At 58.3% G+C, this 21273-nt stretch carries 12 protein-coding genes, 6 tRNA genes and 2 rRNA genes; all 20 read right to left on the minus strand.

Annotation, left to right across the window (positions count from 1 at the left end):
- Positions 1–94: 94 nt before the first annotated feature.
- The 20 genes from rpsG to L0U82_RS16960 all read right to left on the minus strand — a co-directional run bounded on the left by rpsG (position 95) and on the right by L0U82_RS16960 (position 21257).
- The gene (rpsG, locus tag L0U82_RS16865) at positions 95–565 is read right to left on the minus strand and encodes a 30S ribosomal protein S7 (RefSeq protein WP_006053291.1); all 471 of its coding nucleotides are present in this window, start codon (positions 563–565) and stop codon (positions 95–97) included.
- Between the two features lie 180 nt (positions 566–745).
- On the minus strand, positions 746–1126 hold the full coding sequence (gene rpsL / locus L0U82_RS16870; RefSeq protein ID WP_006053290.1) for a 30S ribosomal protein S12: 381 nt from the start codon (positions 1124–1126) through the stop codon (positions 746–748).
- Between the two features lie 220 nt (positions 1127–1346).
- Positions 1347–3194: a DNA helicase RecQ gene (gene recQ / locus L0U82_RS16875; RefSeq protein ID WP_233832413.1), complete on the minus strand. Its 1848-nt coding sequence runs from the start codon at positions 3192–3194 to the stop codon at positions 1347–1349.
- 239 nt (positions 3195–3433) lie between these two features.
- Positions 3434–7672: a DNA-directed RNA polymerase subunit beta' gene (gene rpoC / locus L0U82_RS16880; protein ID WP_233832414.1), complete on the minus strand. Its 4239-nt coding sequence runs from the start codon at positions 7670–7672 to the stop codon at positions 3434–3436.
- Between the two features lie 21 nt (positions 7673–7693).
- Entirely contained in the window at positions 7694–11800 is a 4107-nt protein-coding gene (gene rpoB, locus L0U82_RS16885) for a DNA-directed RNA polymerase subunit beta (RefSeq protein ID WP_233832416.1), read from the minus strand.
- A gap of 369 nt (positions 11801–12169) precedes the next feature.
- The gene (gene rplL / locus L0U82_RS16890; protein WP_233832417.1) at positions 12170–12544 is read right to left on the minus strand and encodes a 50S ribosomal protein L7/L12; all 375 of its coding nucleotides are present in this window, start codon (positions 12542–12544) and stop codon (positions 12170–12172) included.
- A gap of 63 nt (positions 12545–12607) precedes the next feature.
- A complete protein-coding gene (gene rplJ, locus L0U82_RS16895) occupies positions 12608–13111 on the minus strand; it encodes a 50S ribosomal protein L10 (protein WP_233832418.1) in 504 nt (167 codons plus the stop codon).
- 301 nt (positions 13112–13412) lie between these two features.
- A complete protein-coding gene (gene rplA / locus L0U82_RS16900) occupies positions 13413–14111 on the minus strand; it encodes a 50S ribosomal protein L1 (RefSeq protein WP_233832420.1) in 699 nt (232 codons plus the stop codon).
- A complete protein-coding gene (gene rplK / locus L0U82_RS16905) occupies positions 14112–14543 on the minus strand; it encodes a 50S ribosomal protein L11 (RefSeq protein ID WP_013589839.1) in 432 nt (143 codons plus the stop codon).
- A 156-nt stretch (positions 14544–14699) separates the two neighbouring features.
- The gene (gene nusG / locus L0U82_RS16910; RefSeq protein WP_075303275.1) at positions 14700–15257 is read right to left on the minus strand and encodes a transcription termination/antitermination protein NusG; all 558 of its coding nucleotides are present in this window, start codon (positions 15255–15257) and stop codon (positions 14700–14702) included.
- A gap of 1 nt (position 15258) precedes the next feature.
- Complete coding sequence (gene secE, locus L0U82_RS16915) at positions 15259–15639, minus strand: preprotein translocase subunit SecE (protein WP_233832421.1); 381 nt, start codon at positions 15637–15639, stop codon at positions 15259–15261.
- Between the two features lie 34 nt (positions 15640–15673).
- A tRNA-Trp gene (locus L0U82_RS16920) sits at positions 15674–15749 on the minus strand.
- A gap of 64 nt (positions 15750–15813) precedes the next feature.
- The gene (gene tuf / locus L0U82_RS16925; protein WP_233832423.1) at positions 15814–17004 is read right to left on the minus strand and encodes an elongation factor Tu; all 1191 of its coding nucleotides are present in this window, start codon (positions 17002–17004) and stop codon (positions 15814–15816) included.
- 62 nt (positions 17005–17066) lie between these two features.
- A tRNA-Thr gene (locus L0U82_RS16930) sits at positions 17067–17141 on the minus strand.
- Between the two features lie 15 nt (positions 17142–17156).
- Positions 17157–17230 (minus strand) — tRNA-Gly (locus L0U82_RS16935).
- A 40-nt stretch (positions 17231–17270) separates the two neighbouring features.
- Positions 17271–17356 (minus strand) — tRNA-Tyr (locus L0U82_RS16940).
- A 152-nt stretch (positions 17357–17508) separates the two neighbouring features.
- Positions 17509–17622: ribosomal RNA gene (gene rrf, locus L0U82_RS16945) — 5S ribosomal RNA — on the minus strand.
- A 236-nt stretch (positions 17623–17858) separates the two neighbouring features.
- Positions 17859–20738: ribosomal RNA gene (locus L0U82_RS16950) — 23S ribosomal RNA — on the minus strand.
- 295 nt (positions 20739–21033) lie between these two features.
- Positions 21034–21109, minus strand: a tRNA-Ala gene (locus L0U82_RS16955).
- Between the two features lie 71 nt (positions 21110–21180).
- Positions 21181–21257 (minus strand) — tRNA-Ile (locus L0U82_RS16960).
- Between the last annotated feature and the right edge of the window lie 16 nt (positions 21258–21273).

Below are 21273 nucleotides of genomic sequence, written 5' to 3' on the forward strand. Positions count from 1 at the left end.
CATCGCGCTGTAACACAAACGGGCGAGGCGCTTTTGAAGCGCACCCGCCCGGAATTTCTTTCCGTTTTTTCAGCTAAACCCGAGGTCGGGAAGCTTAGAAACGGAAGTGCGAGAACGCCTTGTTGGCTTCTGCCATCCGGTGAACTTCGTCGCGCTTCTTCATCGCACCGCCACGGCCTTCGGCCGCTTCGGAAAGTTCACCTGCCAGACGCAGGGCCATCGATTTCTCGCTGCGCTTCTTCGCGGCTTCACGCAGCCAACGCATCGCCAATGCCATACGACGCGACGGACGCACTTCGACCGGAACCTGATAGTTCGCACCACCAACGCGGCGGCTCTTCACTTCGACCACCGGCTTGACGTTGTTGAGCGCCACCGTGAACACTTCCAGCGGGTCCTTGCCACCCTTGGTCTGGATCTGTTCGAAAGCGCCGTACACGATACGCTCGGCAACCGACTTCTTGCCGGAGAGCATCAGTACGTTCATGAATTTTGCTACATCAACGTTACCGAATTTCGGATCCGGCAACACTTCCCGCTTGGGAACTTCGCGACGACGCGGCATGTTTCTTCCTTTACTTTTTCAGTTGGAGCCGTCTACGGCCCCGCGGTCACCAACTAACCCGATTCATCCGTAAGACTTACCAGCCTGGTCGGGTGACCACTTACTCGACAGCACCGGCACTTCCGGCACCATCGCCATTACGCCCTTACAGGCGCCCTGAAACTACGACTGACCGGCTAATTACTTGCCAGCCTTGGCACGCTTCGCACCATACTTCGAGCGAGCCTGCTTACGATCCTTGACGCCCTGGGTATCCAGCGAGCCGCGAACCATGTGGTAACGCACACCCGGCAAGTCCTTCACACGGCCACCGCGAATCAGCACGACCGAGTGTTCCTGCAGGTTGTGGCCTTCGCCACCGATGTACGAAATGACTTCGAAACCGTTCGTCAAGCGAACCTTGGCGACCTTACGAAGTGCCGAGTTCGGCTTCTTCGGCGTCGTGGTGTACACGCGGGTGCACACGCCACGACGCTGGGGGCAGTCCTGCAAGGCCGGGCTCTTGCTTTTCGTCGTTTCCGACGTGCGGCCTTTGCGAACCAGTTGATTGATGGTTGGCATTGTTTATTCCTGAAATTGAACAAAATCGACGCATCTGTTTCCGGGCAAAGCGGAAACGCCTGCGCATCGAACTTCCGGGCGGGTGCCTACACGTGAATTAGCTCCACGCACGAGCATCCCAAGAACCGGAACCTAGCATGATATTTCGAAAACACTAAGAGAGTCAACAGCTTGCGATGCTTTCCAGCCCCACAGGTCAGTCCAAACGGTCACGCTACGGTCACTCGGCGCCTACGACATCCAGCAATTCGTAGCCAAAACGATCGAGCTTACGCGCGCCCATACCCGGAATGCCACGCAGATCGTCGATTGAATCAGGGCCGAGGCGTGCAATTTCCGCGAGCGTCGCGTCATGGAAAATCACGTAGGCCGGTACGCCGTCGCTCTTCGCCGTTTCCGTGCGCCACATGCGCAGCCGCTCCCAACGGGCGCGCTCGCGCGGCCCCATGCCGATCGTTGGATCGGCACGCTCACTCGTACGGCCCGACGATTGGCGCGTGCGCGTCGGCTTCACATAGCGACGCATGGTCACCTTTTGCTCGCCCTTGAGCACCGGCTTGCTCGCCTCGGTCAGCACTAGCGAGCCGAAGCCTTCATGGTCGACCGTCAGATAGCCGAACGCAACGAGCTGACGGAACACCGCGCGCCACTCGGCCTCGCCCAGCGCCGCGCCGATCCCGAAGGTCGTTAGCTTTTCGTGGCCTCGCTGCAGGATCTTTTCGCTGCGATTGCCGCGCAGGATGTCGATCAGATGGCCGGCGCCGAAGTGAAAGCCGCTCGCCCGTTGCGCACGGAACACGCACGACAGCGCCATCTGTGCCTCTCGCGTCGCATCCCATGTGGGTGGCGGCTCCAGACAGTTATCGCAGTTGCCGCACGGCTGGCTGGTCTCCCCAAAGTAGGCGAGCAGGCGCACGCGGCGGCAGGTCGCCGTTTCGCACAGGCCGAGCAGCGCGTCGAGCTTGCCGGTTTGCACGCGCTTGTGCGCTTCGTCGGCTTCGGACTCGTCGATCATCTTGCGTTGCTGGACGACGTCGCCAAGTCCATAGGCCATCCACGCATTCGACGGCATTCCGTCGCGGCCCGCGCGACCAGTTTCCTGATAGTAGCCTTCGACGCTCTTCGGCAGATCCAGATGGGCGACGAACCGCACGTCCGGCTTGTCGATCCCCATACCGAACGCGATCGTCGCGCACATGACGATGCCTTCTTCGCGCTGAAACATCTCCTGGTGCTTCTGACGCACCTCGAACTCCATGCCGGCGTGGTACGGCAGTGCGCGCATGCCCTTTTCCTTCAACCACTCCGCCGTTTCCTCCACCTTGCGGCGCGACAGGCAATAGACGACGCCGGCGTCGGTCGTGCCGTCCGGCTTCGTATGTTCGGCACGAATGAAGTCGAGCAGCTGCGTGCGCGCATTGTCCTTTTCGGCAATGCGATAGCGAATATTCGGGCGGTCGAAGCTCGACACGAATACACGCGCATCCTCGAGCGCGAGACGTTGAATGATTTCGTCACGCGTAATCGCGTCCGCAGTGGCCGTGAGCGCGATGCGGGGCACGTTCGGAAAGCGCTCGTGCAATACAGACAGCTGAATATATTCGGGGCGGAAGTCATGCCCCCATTGCGACACACAGTGCGCCTCGTCGATCGCGAAAAGGCCGATGCGTGTGCGCTCGAGCAGCTCCTGGAAGCGCTGCGTCATCAGTCGTTCGGGCGCGACGTAAAGCAGATCGATGTCGCCGTCGCGCAACGCACGCTCGGTGGCCATCGCTTCCGCGCTCGACAGCGTCGAGTTCAGATACGCGGCGCGCACGCCGACCTCGGTCAGCGCGGCCACCTGGTCCTGCATCAGCGCAATCAGCGGCGACACCACGATGCCGGCGCCGAAGCCACGCTCGCGCCGTACCAGCGACGGAATCTGATAGCACAGAGATTTGCCGCCGCCAGTCGGCATCAGCACGAGGCAATCGCCGCCATCGGCGACGTGCTCGACAATTTCGCCCTGCTGTCCTCTGAAAGCGGGATAGCCGAATACTTCGTTGAGGATTTCGAGCGGACGGGACATGAATTTGACAGAGGCGACGAAAGAGACGGCTAGAGACAGTGACACGAATTTTACCAACGCATTCGCGCCCCGCCTTCACGTTGCGACAACGTTAGCCATCCAGCTTAGGTCGATTAAAGGTGGCGCAGCCATATGGCAGCGACGCATCGGCGGAAAACGCGCATAAAAAAAAGCCGCTCAGTCGAAACTGAGCGGCTTTCGAGGCAGTTAAGCCGAGCCGGCTAACGCCGGCCCAGGACTTATTCGCCCGAGTGCTGCTGTTCGGCGGCCGGGGTTTCCGGCGTACCGAATTCGAACGACTCTTCCGCTGCGATCTGATCGAAACGCTCGCGGTCGGCCAGTTCCTTGCTCTTGCGCGCCTTGTGGAACGCGAGGCCCGTACCAGCCGGAATCAGACGGCCGACGATCACGTTTTCCTTCAGGCCACGCAGGTCGTCGCGCTTGCCCATGATCGCCGCTTCGGTCAACACGCGGGTCGTTTCCTGGAACGACGCCGCGGAGATGAACGAATCGGTCGACAGCGACGCCTTCGTGATACCGAGCAGCACGTTTTCGTACGTTGCCGGACGCTTGTCTTCCGCGATCATACGGTCGTTCTCGTCGAGCATATCCGACCGCTCGACCTGTTCGCCCGGGATGAAACGCGTATCGCCGTTGTCCGAAATCTGCACGCGGCGCAGCATCTGACGCACGATCACTTCAATGTGCTTGTCGTTGATCTTCACGCCCTGCAGACGGTACACGTCCTGCACTTCGTCCACGATGTAACGCGACAGCGCTTCGACGCCCTGCAGACGCAGGATGTCGTGTGGATCCGCCGGCCCATCGACGATCATTTCGCCCTTGTTGACGACCTGACCGTCGTGCACCAGAACCTGCTTTTCCTTCGCGATCAGGAACTCGTGCTGGTTGCCCTCGAGGTCCGTGATAACGAGACGCTGCTTGCCCTTCGTGTCCTTACCGAACGACGTCGTACCCGTGACTTCCGCCAGGATACCCGCGTCCTTCGGCGAACGTGCTTCGAACAGTTCCGCCACACGCGGCAGACCGCCGGTAATGTCACGCGTCTTCTGCGATTCGGTCGGGATACGTGCGAGCACTTCACCGACCTGCACCTGCTGACCGTCCTTCACGGTGATCAGCGCGCCGACCTGGAAGCCGATCTGCACCGAGTGCTCGGTGTTCGGGATCTTCACTTCCTCGCCGTTCGCGTCGAGCAGCTTGACCTGCGGACGAACCGTCTTCGACGCTTGCGAACCACGACGCTTCACGTCGATCACGACCAGCGTGGACAGCCCCGTCACGTCGTCGATCTGCTTCGCGACCGTCACGCCTTCCTCGACGTTTTCGAACTTCACCGTACCGCCGTACTCGGTGATGATCGGACGCGTCATCGGATCCCATGTCGCCAGTTGCGTGCCGGCCTTGATCTGCGCACCGTCGAGCTGCAGCAGCGTGGCGCCGTACGGCACCTTGTGACGTTCGCGCTCGCGACCGTGGTCGTCGGTGATCATTGCTTCGCCCGAACGCGAGATGACGATCTGCTCGCCCTTCGCATTCGTCACGTAACGCATCGTCGACGTGAAACGCACCGTACCGTTCGACTTCGCTTCAACCGACGAAGCCACTGCCGCACGCGACGCCGCACCACCGATGTGGAACGTACGCATCGTGAGCTGCGTGCCCGGTTCGCCGATCGACTGTGCCGCGATCACGCCGACCGCCTCGCCGACGTTCACCAGCGAGCCGCGACCGAGGTCGCGACCGTAGCAGGCCGCGCACAGACCGTAGCGCGTTTCGCAGGTGAGCGGCGTGCGCACGCGCACTTCGTCGATGCCAAGGCGTTCGATCTCTTCGACCGCGTCTTCATCGAGCAACGTGCCCGATTCGAACAGCGTTTCCTGCGATTCCGGATTGACGACGTCGGCAACAGCCACGCGACCGAGAATACGATCACGCAGCGCTTCGACCACTTCACCGCCTTCCACCAGCGCCTTCATCGCCACGCCGTTCGACGTGCCGCAATCGTCCTCGACGACCACCAGATCCTGTGTCACGTCGACCAGACGACGCGTCAGGTAACCCGAGTTCGCCGTCTTCAGTGCCGTATCAGCCAGACCCTTACGTGCACCGTGGGTCGAGATGAAGTACTGCAACACGTTCAGACCTTCGCGGAAGTTCGCCGTAATCGGCGTCTCGATGATCGAGCCGTCCGGCTTCGCCATCAGGCCGCGCATACCGGCCAGCTGACGGATCTGAACCGCGGAACCACGTGCACCCGAGTCGGCCATCATGTAGATGGAGTTGAACGACTCCTGACGCGTCTGGTTGCCGTCGCGGTCCGTTACCGGTTCCGTCGACAGTTGCTCCATCATCGCCTTGCCGACCGCTTCCGACGTGGCAGACCAGATGTCCACGACGTTGTTGTAGCGTTCCTGCGCGGTAACGAGACCCGACATGTACTGACGGTCGTATTCCTTCACCTTCTTCGCGGCGTCGCCGACGATGGTTTCCTTCTGCGGCGGCACGAGCATGTCGTCGACGCAGATCGAGATACCAGCGCGCGTTGCGAGACGGAAGCCCGACTGCATCAGCTGATCGGCGAAAATCACCGTCTCACGCAGACCGCACTTGCGGAACGCAGTGTTGATCAGACGCGAGATTTCCTTCTTCTTCAGCGGCTTGTTCAGCACCGAGAACGGCAGGCCCGGCGGCAGGATTTCCGACAGGATCGCGCGGCCAACCGTGGTCGCATACAGCGTGATCTTCGGCACGAAAGCCGGCGCGCCTTCCGACTTGTCTTCGTTGTGGACCATTTCGGTGATCCGCACGTTGACGCGCGAGGCCAGCTCGACTTCCTTGTTCTCGTATGCACGCAGCACTTCCGAGACGCCCGTGAACGACAGGCCTTCGCCCTTGCCGTTCACTGCTTCGCGAGTCGCGTAGTACAGACCGAGCACGATATCCTGCGACGGCACGATCGACGGATCGCCGTTGGCCGGGAACAGCACGTTGTTCGACGCCAGCATCAGCGTGCGCGCTTCCATCTGCGCTTCGAGCGACAGCGGCACGTGAACAGCCATCTGGTCACCGTCGAAGTCGGCGTTGAACGCCGCGCAGACGAGCGGGTGCAGCTGGATTGCCTTACCTTCGATCAGCACCGGCTCGAAAGCCTGGATGCCGAGACGGTGCAGCGTCGGCGCACGGTTCAGCATGACCGGATGCTCGCGGATCACCTCTTCGAGGATGTCCCACACCACCGCGGTCTGGTTCTCGACTTCCTTCTTCGCAGCCTTGATGGTGGTAGCAACACCCATCACTTCCAGCTTGTTGAAGATGAACGGCTTGAACAGTTCGAGCGCCATCAGCTTCGGCAGACCGCACTGATGCAGCTTCAGCGTCGGGCCGACCACGATCACCGACCGGCCAGAGTAGTCCACACGCTTACCGAGCAGGTTCTGACGGAAACGACCGCCCTTACCCTTGATCATGTCAGCGAGCGACTTCAGCGGACGCTTGTTCGCGCCGGTCATCGCCTTGCCGCGACGGCCGTTGTCGAGCAGCGAGTCGACGGCTTCCTGCAGCATCCGCTTTTCGTTGCGGACGATGATTTCAGGCGCCTTCAGCTCGAGCAGACGCTTCAACCGGTTGTTACGGTTGATCACGCGGCGATACAGGTCGTTCAGGTCCGACGTCGCGAAACGGCCGCCGTCGAGCGGCACCAGCGGACGCAGTTCCGGCGGCAGCACCGGCAGCACTTCGAGCACCATCCAGTCCGGCTTGATGCCCGAACGCTGGAACGCCTCGAGCACCTTCAGGCGCTTCGCGTACTTCTTGATCTTCGCTTCCGAACCGGTGTTCTTCAGTTCCGTGCGCAGCAGTTCGACCTGCTCGTCGATGTTGATCGCACGCAGCAACTCGCGAATACCTTCCGCGCCCATTTCGGCACGGAATTCGTCGCCGTATTCCTCGACCTTGTTGTAGTAATCCTCTTCGGTCATGATCTGCCGCGCTTTCAGCGGCGTCATGCCCGGATCGATCACCACGTATGCTTCGAAGTACAGCACGCGCTCGATATCGCGCAGCGTCATGTCGAGCACCATGCCCAGACGCGACGGCAGCGACTTCAGGAACCAGATGTGCGCGACCGGCGAGGCCAGCTCAATGTGGCCCATCCGTTCACGACGCACCTTGGCGAGCGTCACTTCGACGCCGCACTTCTCGCAGATCACGCCGCGGTGCTTCAGGCGCTTGTACTTGCCGCAAAGGCATTCGTAGTCCTTGATCGGACCGAAAATCTTCGCGCAGAACAGACCATCGCGCTCCGGCTTGAACGTCCGGTAGTTGATGGTTTCCGGCTTCTTGACTTCGCCGAACGACCACGAACGGATCTTGTCCGGCGAGGCCAGACCGATCTTGATCGCGTCAAAAACTTCAGGTTGTTGGACTTGCTTGAATAGATCGAGCAGAGCTTTCATTGCTTTCTCTCCGTAGTCCGATTAGTTGCGGTCGAGGTCGATGTCGATACCCAGCGAGCGGATTTCCTTCACCAACACGTTGAAGGATTCCGGCATACCGGCATCAATCACGTGATCGCCCTTGACCAGGTTCTCGTACACCTTGGTCCGGCCCGTCACGTCGTCCGACTTCACCGTCAGCATTTCCTGCAGCACGTACGATGCGCCGTACGCTTCGAGCGCCCACACTTCCATCTCACCGAAACGCTGGCCACCGAACTGCGCCTTACCGCCCAACGGCTGCTGCGTCACGAGCGAGTACGGACCCGTGGAACGCGCGTGCATCTTGTCGTCGACCAGGTGGTGCAGCTTCAGGTAGTGCATGTAACCGACCGTCACCGTACGCTCGAACATCTCGCCCGTGCGGCCGTCGTACAGACGAACCTGGTTCTTCGACGGCGTCATACCGAGGTTCTGCGCGATGTCGTCCGGGAATGCGAGGTCCAGCGCGCGCGACATTTCTTCTTCCGTCGCACCGTCGAACACCGGCGTCGCGAACGGCACGCCTTCGCGCAGGTTCTTCGCCAGTTCGACGATTTCGTCGTCGCTGAAGCTGTCCAGCTCTTCCGCACGGCCCGACTCGTTGTAAATCTTGGTCAGGAATTCGCGCAGTTCAGCGATCTTCGCCTGACGCTGCAGCATTTCGCCGATACGCCAGCCAAGACCCTTCGCGGCCCAACCCAGATGCACTTCGAGAACCTGACCGACGTTCATCCGCGACGGCACGCCGAGCGGGTTCAGCACGACGTCGGCCGGACGGCCATCGGCCATGTACGGCATGTCTTCGATCGGCACGATCTTCGACACGACACCCTTGTTACCGTGACGGCCTGCCATCTTGTCGCCAGGCTGCAGACGGCGCTTCACTGCCAGGTACACCTTGACCATCTTCAGCACGCCCGGCGGCAGTTCGTCGCCTTGCGTGAGCTTCTTGCGCTTTTCTTCGAACGCGAGGTCGAACTGGTGGCGCTTCTCTTCGATCGAGTTCTTGATCGCTTCGAGCTGTGCCGCTGCTTCTTCGTCCGCGAGGCGGATGTCGAACCAGTGGTAGTGGTCGAGATCTTCCAGGTAAGCCTGTTCGATCTTCGTGCCCTTCGCGAGCTTCTTCGGGCCGCCGTTCGCGACCTTGCCTTCGAGCATACGGGCGAGACGCTGGAACGCGTCGCCTTCCACGATGCGCAGCTGGTCGTTCAGGTCGAGGCGATAGCGCTTCAGTTCATCGTCGATGATCTGTTGAGCACGCTTGTCGCGCTGGATACCTTCACGCGTGAACACCTGCACGTCGATCACGGTACCGCTCATGCCCGACGGCACGCGCAGCGACGTGTCCTTCACGTCCGAGGCCTTTTCACCGAAGATCGCGCGCAGCAGCTTTTCTTCCGGCGTCAACTGGGTTTCGCCCTTCGGCGTGACCTTGCCGACCAGCACGTCGCCCGCTTCGACTTCCGCGCCGATGTACACGATGCCCGACTCGTCGAGACGGCCAAGCTGTACTTCCGCGAGGTTCGAAATGTCGCGCGTGATTTCTTCCGGTCCGAGCTTCGTGTCGCGAGCGACAACATTCAGTTCTTCGATGTGGATCGACGTGTAGCGATCATCGGCCACGACCTTTTCCGAGATCAGGATCGAGTCTTCGAAGTTGTAGCCGTTCCACGGCATGAACGCGATCAGCATGTTCTGACCGAGCGCGAGCTCGCCCAGATCAGTCGATGCGCCGTCCGCCAGCACGTCGCCACGAGCCACGCTGTCGCCCATCTTCACGATCGGACGCTGGTTGATGTTCGTGTTCTGGTTCGAACGCGTGTACTTGATCAGGTTGTAGATGTCGACACCGACTTCACCCGCGACTGCTTCGTCGTCGTTCACGCGAATCACGATACGGCCCGCGTCGACGTAGTCGACCACGCCACCACGCAACGCCTGAACCGTCGTGCCCGAGTCGACCGCCACCGTGCGCTCGATACCCGTACCCACGACCGGCTTCTCCGGGCGCAAACACGGCACAGCCTGACGCTGCATGTTCGAACCCATCAATGCGCGGTTCGCGTCGTCGTGCTCGAGGAACGGAATCAACGAAGCTGCCACCGACACGATCTGCGACGGTGCCACATCCATGTACTGAATGCGGTCCGGCGTGACCATCAGCGTTTCGCCCGCTTCACGCGACGACACGAGTTCGTCGGTCAACGTGCCGTCGTCAGCCACCGCCGCGTTCGCCTGAGCGATCACGTAACGGCCTTCTTCGATCGCCGACAGGTAATCGATCTGATCGGTCACCTTGCCGTCCGCCACCTTGCGATACGGCGTTTCGAGGAAGCCGTATTCGTTCAGATGCGCGTACAGAGCGAGCGAGTTGATCAGGCCGATGTTCGGACCTTCCGGCGTTTCGATCGGGCACACGCGGCCATAGTGGGTCGGGTGCACGTCGCGGACTTCAAAGCCTGCGCGCTCGCGCGTCAGACCGCCCGGGCCCAGTGCGGAAACACGGCGCTTGTGCGTGATTTCCGACAGCGGGTTGGTTTGGTCCATGAACTGCGACAGCTGCGACGAACCGAAGAACTCGCGGATTGCCGACGAAATCGGCTTCGAGTTGATCAGGTCGTGCGGCATCAGGTTTTCGCTTTCGGCCTGGCCGAGGCGTTCCTTCACCGCGCGCTCGACGCGCACGAGACCCGCGCGGAACTGGTTCTCCGCGAGTTCGCCGACACAACGCACACGGCGATTGCCGAGGTGGTCGATGTCGTCCACTTCGCCCTTGCCGTTACGCAGTTCAACGAGAATCTTGATCGTCGCGAGGATGTCGTCGTCCTGCAGCGTCATCGGGCCGATGATTTCGTCACGACCGACGCGGCGGTTGAACTTCATACGACCCACCTTCGACAGGTCGTACGCTTCTTCGCTGTAGAAAAGACGGTTGAACAACGCCTCGACCGCTTCTTCGGTCGGCGGCTCACCCGGGCGCATCATGCGGTAGATCGCAATGCGTGCGGCCATCTTGTCGGCCGTCTCGTCGATGCGCAGCGTCGACGAGATGTACGGACCCTGGTCCAGATCGTTCGTGTAGAGCGTCTGGATGTCCTTGATCTTCGCTTCGCGCAGCTTCTCGAGCACGGTTTCCGTGATTTCGTCGTTCGCGTTTGCGATGACTTCACCGGTGTCGCCGTCGATCACATTCTTCGCAAGCACGCGGCCGAGCAGATAGTCTTCCGGCACCGAGATGAACTTGGTCTTCGCGTTGTCGAGGTCGCGAATGTGCTTCGCATTGATCCGCTTGTCCTTCTGGACGATCACGTTGCCGTCGCGGTCCGTAATGTCGAAACGCGCGACTTCACCACGCAGACGCTCCGGCACGAATTCCATCTGCGCGCCTTCCGGCATCAGCGTGAAATTGTCGAACACGAAGAAGTTCGCGAGGATCTGTTCCGGCGTCAGGCCGATCGCCTTCAGCAGGATCGTGACCGGCATCTTGCGGCGACGGTCGACGCGGAAGTACAGCACGTCCTTCGGGTCGAACTCGAAATCGAGCCACGAACCGCGGTAAGGAATGATACGTGCCGAGAACAGGAGCTTGCCCGAGCTGTGCGTCTTGCCTTTGTCGTGTTCGAAGAACACGCCCGGCGAACGGTGCAACTGGGAAACGATCACACGTTCCGTGCCGTTGATGACGAACGAACCGGTCGGCGTCATGAGCGGAATTTCGCCCATGTACACTTCCTGTTCCTTCACTTCCTTGACGACCGGCTTGCTCGGCGATTCCTTGTCGAGCAGCACTAGGCGCACTTTGGCGCGCAGCGCCGAGCAGTACGTCAGACCGCGCTGCTGACATTCCTTGATGTTGAATGCCGGCGGCGACAGCATGTAGCTGACAAACTCGAGGCGAGCAAAGCCGTTATGCGAAACGATCGGAAATACGGAGGTAAACGCAGCCTGCAAGCCTTCTGACTTGCGTTGCGTAGAAGATGTCTCTGCTTGCAGAAACGTGCTGAATGATTCAAGCTGGGTAGCCAGCAGGAAAGGTACTTGGTGAACGATGGGGCGTTTCGCAAAACTCTTGCGAATACGCTTCTTCTCGGTGAAGGAATATTGCATACGATCTCCGAATCACGGCGGGCATAGTTGTCGAGGCAGGATACCTTGATGAGACAACCCGAGTGTTCACCGACTGAGACCCGATGGCCGTCCGATGGCTTGAACGAGCCTAGAAGCTTGGTGGTTGGCCGCTACCAACCGCTGGCTGACGGCAGCGGATGCCTGTGTTGCCCGCTACCCGACCAAACTTGCCTTCTGCAGTCGCTTCAGAAGACAAAGAGAAACGCCGGTCAATGTTGCCAACTGGCGATTTTCTTTGGCTTCTGGGGTCACGTTTTTGCCGGCTAACACCAGCAAAAACGCAGCCCCCACAAAGCACAAAAAGGCCGGCGGTGAAAAACCGCCAGCCTTCGCACAGCGCCTTGAAACTTACTTGACTTCAACCTTCGCGCCGGCTTCTTCCAGCTTCTTCTTGGCTTCTTCAGCAGCAGCCTTGGGCACAGCTTCCTTGACGGGCTTCGGTGCGCCGTCGACCAGGTCCTTCGCTTCCTTCAGGCCGAGACCCGTCAGTTCGCGAACAGCCTTAATGACTGCAACCTTGTTCGAGCCCACTTCTGCCAGCACGACCGTGAATTCGGTCTGCTCTTCAGCAGCAGCTGCAGCGCCGCCGCCTGCCGGGCCTGCCACTGCAACAGCAGCTGCCGACACGCCAAACTTTTCTTCGAACGCCTTGACCAGTTCGTTCAGTTCCAGAACCGACATCGAGCCAACGGCTTCGAGAATGTCTTCTTTTGCGATTGCCATTTGAAATACTCCTAAATTGAATTCGGATACAGCCAGCGATCAATTACGCTCGACCGAAGTGCATTACGCAGCGGCTTCTTCGCCTTGCTTCTTTTCCGCCAGCGCGGCCAGAGCGCGCGCAAAGCCGGAAACAGGAGCTTGCATAACGAACAGCAGCTTGGAGAGCAGTTCTTCGCGGCTCGGGATGTTTGCCAACGCTTGCACGCCAGCCTTGTCCATCACCTTACCTTCGTACGAGCCTGCCTTGATGACCAACTTGTCATTACCCTTACCGAAGTCATTCACGACTTTGGCAGCGGCAATTGCATCTTCCGAGATGCCGTAGATCAACGGGCCGGTCATCTGCTCTGCCAGAGGAGCAAACGGGGTACCTTCGACGGCGCGACGCGCCAGCGTGTTCTTCAACACGCGAAGGTAAACCTGTTGCTCACGCGCTTTCGCGCGCAGCTTGGTCAGATCGCCAACCGTGATCCCACGATACTCAGCCAGAACGATGGTCTGGGCTTTCGCAACTTGCGCGGAAACCTCAGCGACAACGGCCTGCTTGCTTTCTTTGTTAAGTGGCACGGTTAACCTCCAGATTCAATACACGCGGCGTGCGCCTTGTGTATTGCGTTCAATAACGGCGTCCGACCAGTCAGGAGTATTTCAACCGCCCGACGCTTGCATTGCCGCGAGCATCAAACAGCTTCACCACTACAAACTTTCTCGGGTTCGCCATCTGCGTTGGCTTTGCATTAAGGACACACCTACCTGCTGCGTGTCCGCCAACGGTCTTTGACAACCGGTCGCTCGATGCAGACTGCCACCGCGCAACCGCCCAAAGCCCATAAAACCGCCCGGCTCGCACCGTAGCGGCAAAATTTAATTACTGTGCTGCGATCGACGTCTGGTCGACGCGAACGCCGACACCCATCGTGCTCGACAGTGCAACCTTGCGCAGATACACACCCTTGCTCGTTGCAGGCTTCGCCTTTTGCAACGCTTCGATCAGCGCGTTCAAATTGCTACGCAAAGCTGCTGGTTCAAACGAAGCACGGCCGATGGTCGCGTGGATGATGCCCGCCTTGTCCACACGGAATTGCACCTGACCAGCCTTGGCGTTCTTGACAGCGGTCGCGACGTCCGGCGTAACCGTGCCGACCTTCGGGTTCGGCATGAGGCCGCGCGGGCCGAGGATCTGACCGAGCGTACCGACGACACGCATCGTGTCCGGCGAAGCGATCACGATGTCGAAGTTAAGATTTCCGGCCTTGACTTGTTCTGCCAGATCTTCCATGCCGACAACTTCAGCGCCTGCTGCGCGAGCCTGCTCAGCTTTTTCGCCTTGCGCGAACACAGCGACGCGAACAGACTTACCGGTGCCGGCGGGCAACACGACTGAGCCGCGAACGACTTGGTCCGACTTCTTCGCATCGATGCCGAGCTGCACTGCGACGTCGATCGATTCATCGAACTTTGCGCTTGCACAATCCTTCACGAGCGACAGAGCGTCTTCGAGCGGGTACAGCTTCTGACGATCAACCTTGGCTGCAAATGCTTGCAGACGCTTCGAAAGCTTAGCCATTTACACGCCCTCCACGGTGATGCCCATCGAGCGGGCGCTACCAGCGATCGTACGAACCGCTGCGTCCAGATCTGCAGCCGTCAAATCGGGCATCTTGGTCTTGGCGATATCTTCAGCTTGAGCGCGGGTAATTTTGCCGACCTTATCGGTATGCGGCTTGCTCGAACCCTTGTCCACCTTCGCTGCCTTCTTGATCAGAACCGTAGCCGGCGGCGTCTTCAGAACGAACGTGAAGCTCTTATCCGCGAATGCGGTGATCACAACAGGAATCGGCAGACCCGGTTCCAGTGCTTGAGTCTGCGCGTTGAACGCCTTGCAGAACTCCATAATGTTCAGGCCACGCTGGCCCAGTGCCGGACCGACCGGCGGCGAGGGGTTGGCTTTGCCTGCAGGAATCTGCAGCTTGATAAAGCCGATGATTTTCTTTGCCATCTTGAGAACCTCTTCGGAACGCCATGCCGACGTTCGGTGAGTAATAGCGCGCGTTCGCCGAAAAAGCTGGCTAATGACGCTCCTCAACAGTCTTTACGCGGACCGTAAGCGCGAAATACGGAACGCACCTATTGGTGCGTTCCGTAGAATTCTGGATTACAACTTTTCGACTTGGCCGAATTCCAGCTCGACCGGCGTTGCGCGGCCGAAGATTGTAACAGAAACACGGACTCGCGACTTCTCGTAATTCACTTCTTCGACGCTACCGTTGAAATCCGTGAACGGGCCTTCCTTTACCCGCACCATCTCGCCCACTTCGAACAGGGTCTTGGGGCGCGGCTTCTCCACGCCTTCCTGCATCTGCGACATGATTTTTTCGACTTCCCGAGGGGAAATCGGACTCGGGCGATTGCGTGCCCCACCGACAAAACCGGTCACCTTTGCCGTATTCTTTACGAGGTGCCATGTTTCATCTGTCATTTCCATTTCCACCAGCACATAGCCTGGGAAGAAACGACGCTCGGTCACCGATTTGTGCCCGCCCTTCACTTCGACAACTTCTTCAGTAGGAACGAGAATCTGGCCAAACTGGTCCTGCATGCCAGCACGCTCGATACGCTCCTGGAGCGCTCGTTGCACGCTCTTCTCCATACCGGAGTAGGCATGCACCACGTACCAACGCTTACCGCTCGGGGATGCCGGAGTATCGCTCATATCATTTCCAACCCAGAATCACCGAGAAAATCGCCCATTCAATGGATTTATCACTAATCCACAGAAAGATTGCCATGACCACAACGAAGCCGAAAACTACGAGTGTTGTTTGGGTCGCCTCTTTGCGAGTAGGCCAAACAACCTTACGAACTTCCTTGTATGAATCTTTGGCGAAAGCGATGAAACCCTTGCCAGGCGCCGACAACAGAGCAACTGCAACACCCGCGATCGCACCAACAGCCAAGGCAGCTCCGCGGACGTACCATTCCTGACCACTCAGCCAGAAGAACCCCACGAACCCGGCCAAGACCAGCAACACACTCGCGACCAGCATCAGCTTATCGCCAGATGTATTTACAGTTTCGACGGAAGGATTCGCCATAACACCTTACGAAGCGCCACTATAGCGCGATAGTTGGCAGGGGCAGAGGGAATCGAACCCCCAACCTTCGGTTTTGGAGACCGACGCTCTGCCAGTTGAGCTATACCCCTAAACCATTTGGGGCTGACGACACCGCCAACCCCGATACAACCGATTATCGAGAACTATCTGGCGTTACTCGATGATCTTGGCAACGACACCAGCGCCGACCGTACGGCCACCTTCACGGATCGCGAAGCGCAGGCCTTCTTCCATCGCGATCGGGTTGATGAGCTTCACCGTGATCGACACGTTATCGCCCGGCATCACCATTTCCTTGTCCTTCGGCAGCTCGATCGAGCCCGTCACGTCCGTCGTACGGAAGTAGAACTGCGGACGGTAGTTGTTGAAGAACGGCGTGTGACGACCGCCTTCGTCCTTGCTCAGCACATACACTTCAGCCGTGAAGTGCGTGTGCGGATTGATCGTGCCCGGCTTCGCCAGAACCTGACCACGCTCGACGTCTTCACGCTTCGTGCCGCGCAGCAGGATACCAACGTTGTCGCCTGCCTGACCCTGGTCGAGCAGCTTGCGGAACATTTCCACGCCCGTGCAGGTCGTCTTCACCGTCGGCTTGATACCGACGATTTCGATTTCTTCGCCGACCTTCACAATGCCGCGCTCGACGCGACCCGTCACCACCGTGCCGCGACCCGAGATCGAGAACACGTCTTCCACCGGCATCAGGAACGCACCGTCAATCGCGCGCTCCGGCGTCGGGATGTACGTGTCCAGTGCGTCGGCCAGGTTCATGATCGCCACTTCGCCCAGCTCGCCCTTGTCGCCTTCCAGCGCCAGCTTGGCCGAACCCTTGATGATCGGCGTGTCGTCGCCCGGGAAGTCGTACTTCGACAGAAGTTCGCGAACTTCCATCTCGACCAGCTCCAGCAGTTCAGCGTCGTCCACCATGTCGCACTTGTTCAGGAACACGATGATGTACGGAACGCCAACCTGACGCGCCAGCAGGATGTGCTCACGCGTTTGCGGCATCGGGCCGTCTGCAGCCGAACACACCAGGATCGCGCCGTCCATCTGCGCTGCGCCTGTGATCATGTTCTTCACATAGTCAGCGTGGCCCGGGCAGTCGACGTGTGCGTAGTGGCGGTTCGCCGTTTCATACTCGACGTGCGCGGTGTTGATGGTAATGCCGCGCGCCTTTTCTTCCGGCGCCGCGTCGATCTGGTCGTATGCCTTTGCTTCGCCGCCAAACTTCTGCGTCAGAACCGTCGTGATCGCTGCCGTCAGCGTGGTCTTGCCGTGGTCAACGTGACCGATCGTGCCCACGTTCACGTGCGGCTTGGTCCGCTCAAACTTACCCTTGGCCATTTTCGACTCCTAAGAGGATTTTCCGTACGTTGCGCCGGGCGCAAACAATCACTGAATACTTCTGGTGCCCATGGGCAGGATCGAACTGCCGACCTCTCCCTTACCAAGGGAGTGCTCTACCACTGAGCCACATGGGCACTGCTTCTAACTACTGGAGCGGGTGAAGGGAATCGAACCCTCGTCGTAAGCTTGGAAGGCTTCTGCTCTACCATTGAGCTACACCCGCGAGGGCCATAGATTCCCAACATCTACTACAACTTGCATTCTGGTGGAGGAGGTTGGATTCGAACCAACGTAGGCGTAAGCCAACAGATTTACAGTCTGCCCCCTTTAGCCACTCGGGCACCCCTCCGCAGAGAACTGATGATTATGAGCGAACAACAATCATTTGTCAACACCTGCCTGATCGCTTTAAACCCAATGCTCTCACTTATATGTAAAGGTTACTGAACGCGTAAACGCAGAAACCCCACCGCTGGGGGTGGGGTTTCTGACATGAGGGGAGCCTGACGATTACCTACTTTCACACGGGCAATCCGCACTATCATCGGCGTGGAGTCGTTTCACGGTCCTGTTCGGGATGGGAAGGGGTGGGACCGACTCGCTATGGTCATCAGGCATGACGGGTTGCTGCGTCGCTGGGGGTTGGAGTCAACCGGTGAGCGCCACAGCCAATCGGGAAGAAGCGTAAAGGATTCGTGTGTGAATCGTGTTGGGGGGTTGTGTTGGTTCTGGCACAACACTGATCACTCAACCGTGTGTCCTGTCACCTCCTGTGGAGGTTCGCATCCCCTTCGGGGATCGGACACCCGTAAGTGCTGAAGCACTAACGGTTGTCGAGACACACCTGTTATAGGATCAAGCCTTACGGGCAATTAGTATCAGTTAGCTCAGTACATTACTGTACGTGCACACCTGACCTATCAACGTCCTGGTCTTGAACGACCCTTCAAGGGGCTCGAAGCCCCGGGGATATCTCATCTCAAGGCGAGTTTCCCGCTTAGATGCTTTCAGCGGTTATCTCTTCCGAACATAGCTACCCGGCGATGCCACTGGCGTGACAACCGGTACACCAGAGGTTCGTCCACTCCGGTCCTCTCGTACTAGGAGCAGGTCCCTTCAAATATCCAGCGCCCACGGCAGATAGGGACCAAACTGTCTCACGACGTTTTAAACCCAGCTCACGTACCTCTTTAAATGGCGAACAGCCATACCCTTGGGACCGGCTACAGCCCCAGGATGAGATGAGCCGACATCGAGGTGCCAAACACCGCCGTCGATATGAACTCTTGGGCGGTATCAGCCTGTTATCCCCAGAGTACCTTTTATCCGTTGAGCGATGGCCCTTCCATACAGAACCACCGGATCACTATGACCTGCTTTCGCACCTGTTCGACTTGTCAGTCTCACAGTCAAGCACGCTTATGCCATTGCACTATCAGCACGATTTCCGACCGTACCTAGCGTACCTTCGTACTCCTCCGTTACACTTTGGGAGGAGACCGCCCCAGTCAAACTGCCTACCATGCACTGTCCCCGATCCGGATTACGGACCAAGGTTAGAACCTCAAACAGATCAGGGTGGTATTTCAAGGACGGCTCCACTGAGACTAGCGTCCCAGCTTCAAAGCCTCCCACCTATCCTACACAGACCGGTTCAAAGTCCAATGCAAAGCTACAGTAAAGGTTCATGGGGTCTTTCCGTCTAGCCGCGGGGAGATTGCATCATCACAAACACTTCAACTTCGCTGAGTCTCGGGAGGAGACAGTGTGGCCATCGTTACGCCATTCGTGCAGGTCGGAACTTACCCGACAAGGAATTTCGCTACCTTAGGACCGTTATAGTTACGGCCGCCGTTTACCGGGACTTCAATCAGGAGCTTGCACCCCATCATTTAATCTTCCGGCACCGGGCAGGCGTCACACCCTATACGTCCACTTTCGTGTTTGCAGAGTGCTGTGTTTTTATTAAACAGTCGCAGCCACCAGTTTATTGCAACCCTTTCACCCTTCTGGCGCAGGCCAGTCAAGCTACAAGGGCGTACCTTATCCCGAAGTTACGGTACCAATTTGCCGAGTTCCTTCTCCCGAGTTCTCTCAAGCGCCTTAGAATACTCATCTCGCCCACCTGTGTCGGTTTGCGGTACGGTCACTGTGAAACTGAAGCTTAGAGGCTTTTCCTGGAACCCCTTCCAGTTGCTTCGCGACCTAAGTCGCTCGCGCCACACCCTTGAATCCTGCGCCCGGATTTGCCAAAGCGCCTTCTCCAATGCAGCGACCGGGACTTCCAACACCCGGACAACCTTCCGCGATCCGTCCCCCCATCGCATTTCACAATGGTGCAGAAATATTAATCTGCTTCCCATCAGCTACGCATTTCTGCCTCGCCTTAGGGGCCGACTCACCCTACGCCGATGAACGTTGCGTAGGAAACCTTGGGCTTACGGCGAGGGGGCCTTTCACCCCCTTTATCGCTACTCATGTCAGCATTCGCACTTCCGATACCTCCAGCACACTTTCCAGTGCACCTTCGCAGGCTTACGGAACGCTCTCCTACCATGCATATAAATATGCATCCGCAGCTTCGGTATATGACTTAGCCCCGTTACATCTTCCGCGCAGGACGACTCGATCAGTGAGCTATTACGCTTTCTTTAAAGGATGGCTGCTTCTAAGCCAACCTCCTGACTGTTTTAGCCTTCCCACTTCGTTTCCCACTTAGTCATATTTGGGGACCTTAGCTGGCGGTCTGGGTTGTTTCCCTCTTGACACCGGACGTTAGCACCCGATGTCTGTCTCCCGTGATTGCACTCTTCGGTATTCGGAGTTTGCTATGGCGTAGTAATCCGCAATGGACCCCACAACCATGACAGTGCTCTACCCCCGAAGGTGATACACGAGGCACTACCTAAATAGTTTTCGGAGAGAACCAGCTATTTCCAGGTTTGTTTAGCCTTTCACCCCTATCCACAGCTCATCCCCTAACTTTTCAACGTTAGTGGGTTCGGTCCTCCAGCACGTGTTACCGTGCCTTCAACCTGGCCATGGATAGATCACCTGGTTTCGGGTCTACACCCAGCGACTGGACGCCCTGTTCGGACTCGCTTTCGCTACGCCTGCCCTAATCGGTTAAGCTTGCCACTGAATGTAAGTCGCTGACCCATTATACAAAAGGTACGCCGTCACCCCTTGCGAGGCTCCGACTGTTTGTATGCATGCGGTTTCAGGATCTGTTTCACTCCCCTCCCGGGGTTCTTTTCGCCTTTCCCTCACGGTACTGGTTCACTATCGGTCGATCACGAGTATTTAGCCTTGGAGGATGGTCCCCCCATCTTCAGACAGGATTTCACGTGTCCCGCCCTACTTGTCGTACACCCAGTTCTTTCCCGCTGTTTTCGTCTACAGGGCTATCACCTGCTATGGCCGCACTTTCCAGAGCGTTCGACTAACAATGAGAATAAAGAGTACAGGCTGATCCCATTTCGCTCGCCACTACTTTGGGAATCTCGGTTGATTTCTTTTCCTGCGGTTACTTAGATGTTTCAGTTCACCGCGTTCGCTTCACGTAGCCTATGTATTCAGCTACGGATACCTCATAAGAGGTGGGTTTCCCCATTCGGACATCTCCGGATCAATGCTCGTTTGCCAGCTCCCCGGAGCTTTTCGCAGGCTACCGCGTCCTTCATCGCCTGTGATCGCCAAGGCATCCACCACATGCACTTGTTCGCTTGACCCTATAACGGGTATGTCTCATCTCGAGACGCACTCGCTACAGGTTGAGTATTCGTGTTGCGCCGTATTCCAAAGCGATCTTTCGATCACTTAAAAATACATCGATACAATCACAACCCTGATTCACCTACTCACGCACCCATCTCTAAGTACGCTTTCGTGAATCTCTTTACTACTTCTTCCTGATTGTTAAAGAACGACAGCCGATTATGAGTTGCCTCATATCGCTCTGACTGGCTCAATCGCCAATGCGAAGTACTCAGCATCGCTTCATGCTGAACCCTTGGCATTGAGGATTGGTGGAGGATGACGGGATCGAACCGACGACCCCCTGCTTGCAAAGCAGGTGCTCTCCCAGCTGAGCTAATCCCCCAGTCATGCAACAGACAGATACCTCATCCGTTCAGCCCCAGCGGGTCTTCAGCCAGCACCACAGACAGGCACTGGTGGGTCTGGATGGATTCGAACCATCGACCCCCGCCTTATCAAGACGGTGCTCTAACCGACTGAGCTACAGACCCCTGAGTCTGTCTGATC

This window comes from Paraburkholderia sp. ZP32-5, assembly GCF_021390495.1.
In the GTDB taxonomy this organism is placed as follows: Bacteria; Pseudomonadota; Gammaproteobacteria; order Burkholderiales; family Burkholderiaceae; genus Paraburkholderia.

Excerpts from the sequence above, each read along its gene's own strand:
- rpsG (WP_006053291.1), bottom strand. The coding sequence starts at position 565 with ATGCCGCGTCGTCGCGAAGTTCCCAAGCGGGAAGTGTTGCCGGATCCG.
- rpsL (WP_006053290.1), bottom strand. The coding sequence starts at position 1,126 with ATGCCAACCATCAATCAACTGGTTCGCAAAGGCCGCACGTCGGAAACG.
- recQ (WP_233832413.1), bottom strand. The coding sequence starts at position 3,194 with ATGTCCCGTCCGCTCGAAATCCTCAACGAAGTATTCGGCTATCCCGCT.
- rpoC (WP_233832414.1), bottom strand. The coding sequence starts at position 7,672 with ATGAAAGCTCTGCTCGATCTATTCAAGCAAGTCCAACAACCTGAAGTT.
- rpoB (WP_233832416.1), bottom strand. The coding sequence starts at position 11,800 with ATGCAATATTCCTTCACCGAGAAGAAGCGTATTCGCAAGAGTTTTGCG.
- rplL (WP_233832417.1), bottom strand. The coding sequence starts at position 12,544 with ATGGCAATCGCAAAAGAAGACATTCTCGAAGCCGTTGGCTCGATGTCG.
- rplA (WP_233832420.1), bottom strand. The coding sequence starts at position 14,111 with ATGGCTAAGCTTTCGAAGCGTCTGCAAGCATTTGCAGCCAAGGTTGAT.
- rplK (WP_013589839.1), bottom strand. The coding sequence starts at position 14,543 with ATGGCAAAGAAAATCATCGGCTTTATCAAGCTGCAGATTCCTGCAGGC.
- nusG (WP_075303275.1), bottom strand. The coding sequence starts at position 15,257 with ATGAGCGATACTCCGGCATCCCCGAGCGGTAAGCGTTGGTACGTGGTG.
- secE (WP_233832421.1), bottom strand. The coding sequence starts at position 15,639 with ATGGCGAATCCTTCCGTCGAAACTGTAAATACATCTGGCGATAAGCTG.
- tuf (WP_233832423.1), bottom strand. The coding sequence starts at position 17,004 with ATGGCCAAGGGTAAGTTTGAGCGGACCAAGCCGCACGTGAACGTGGGC.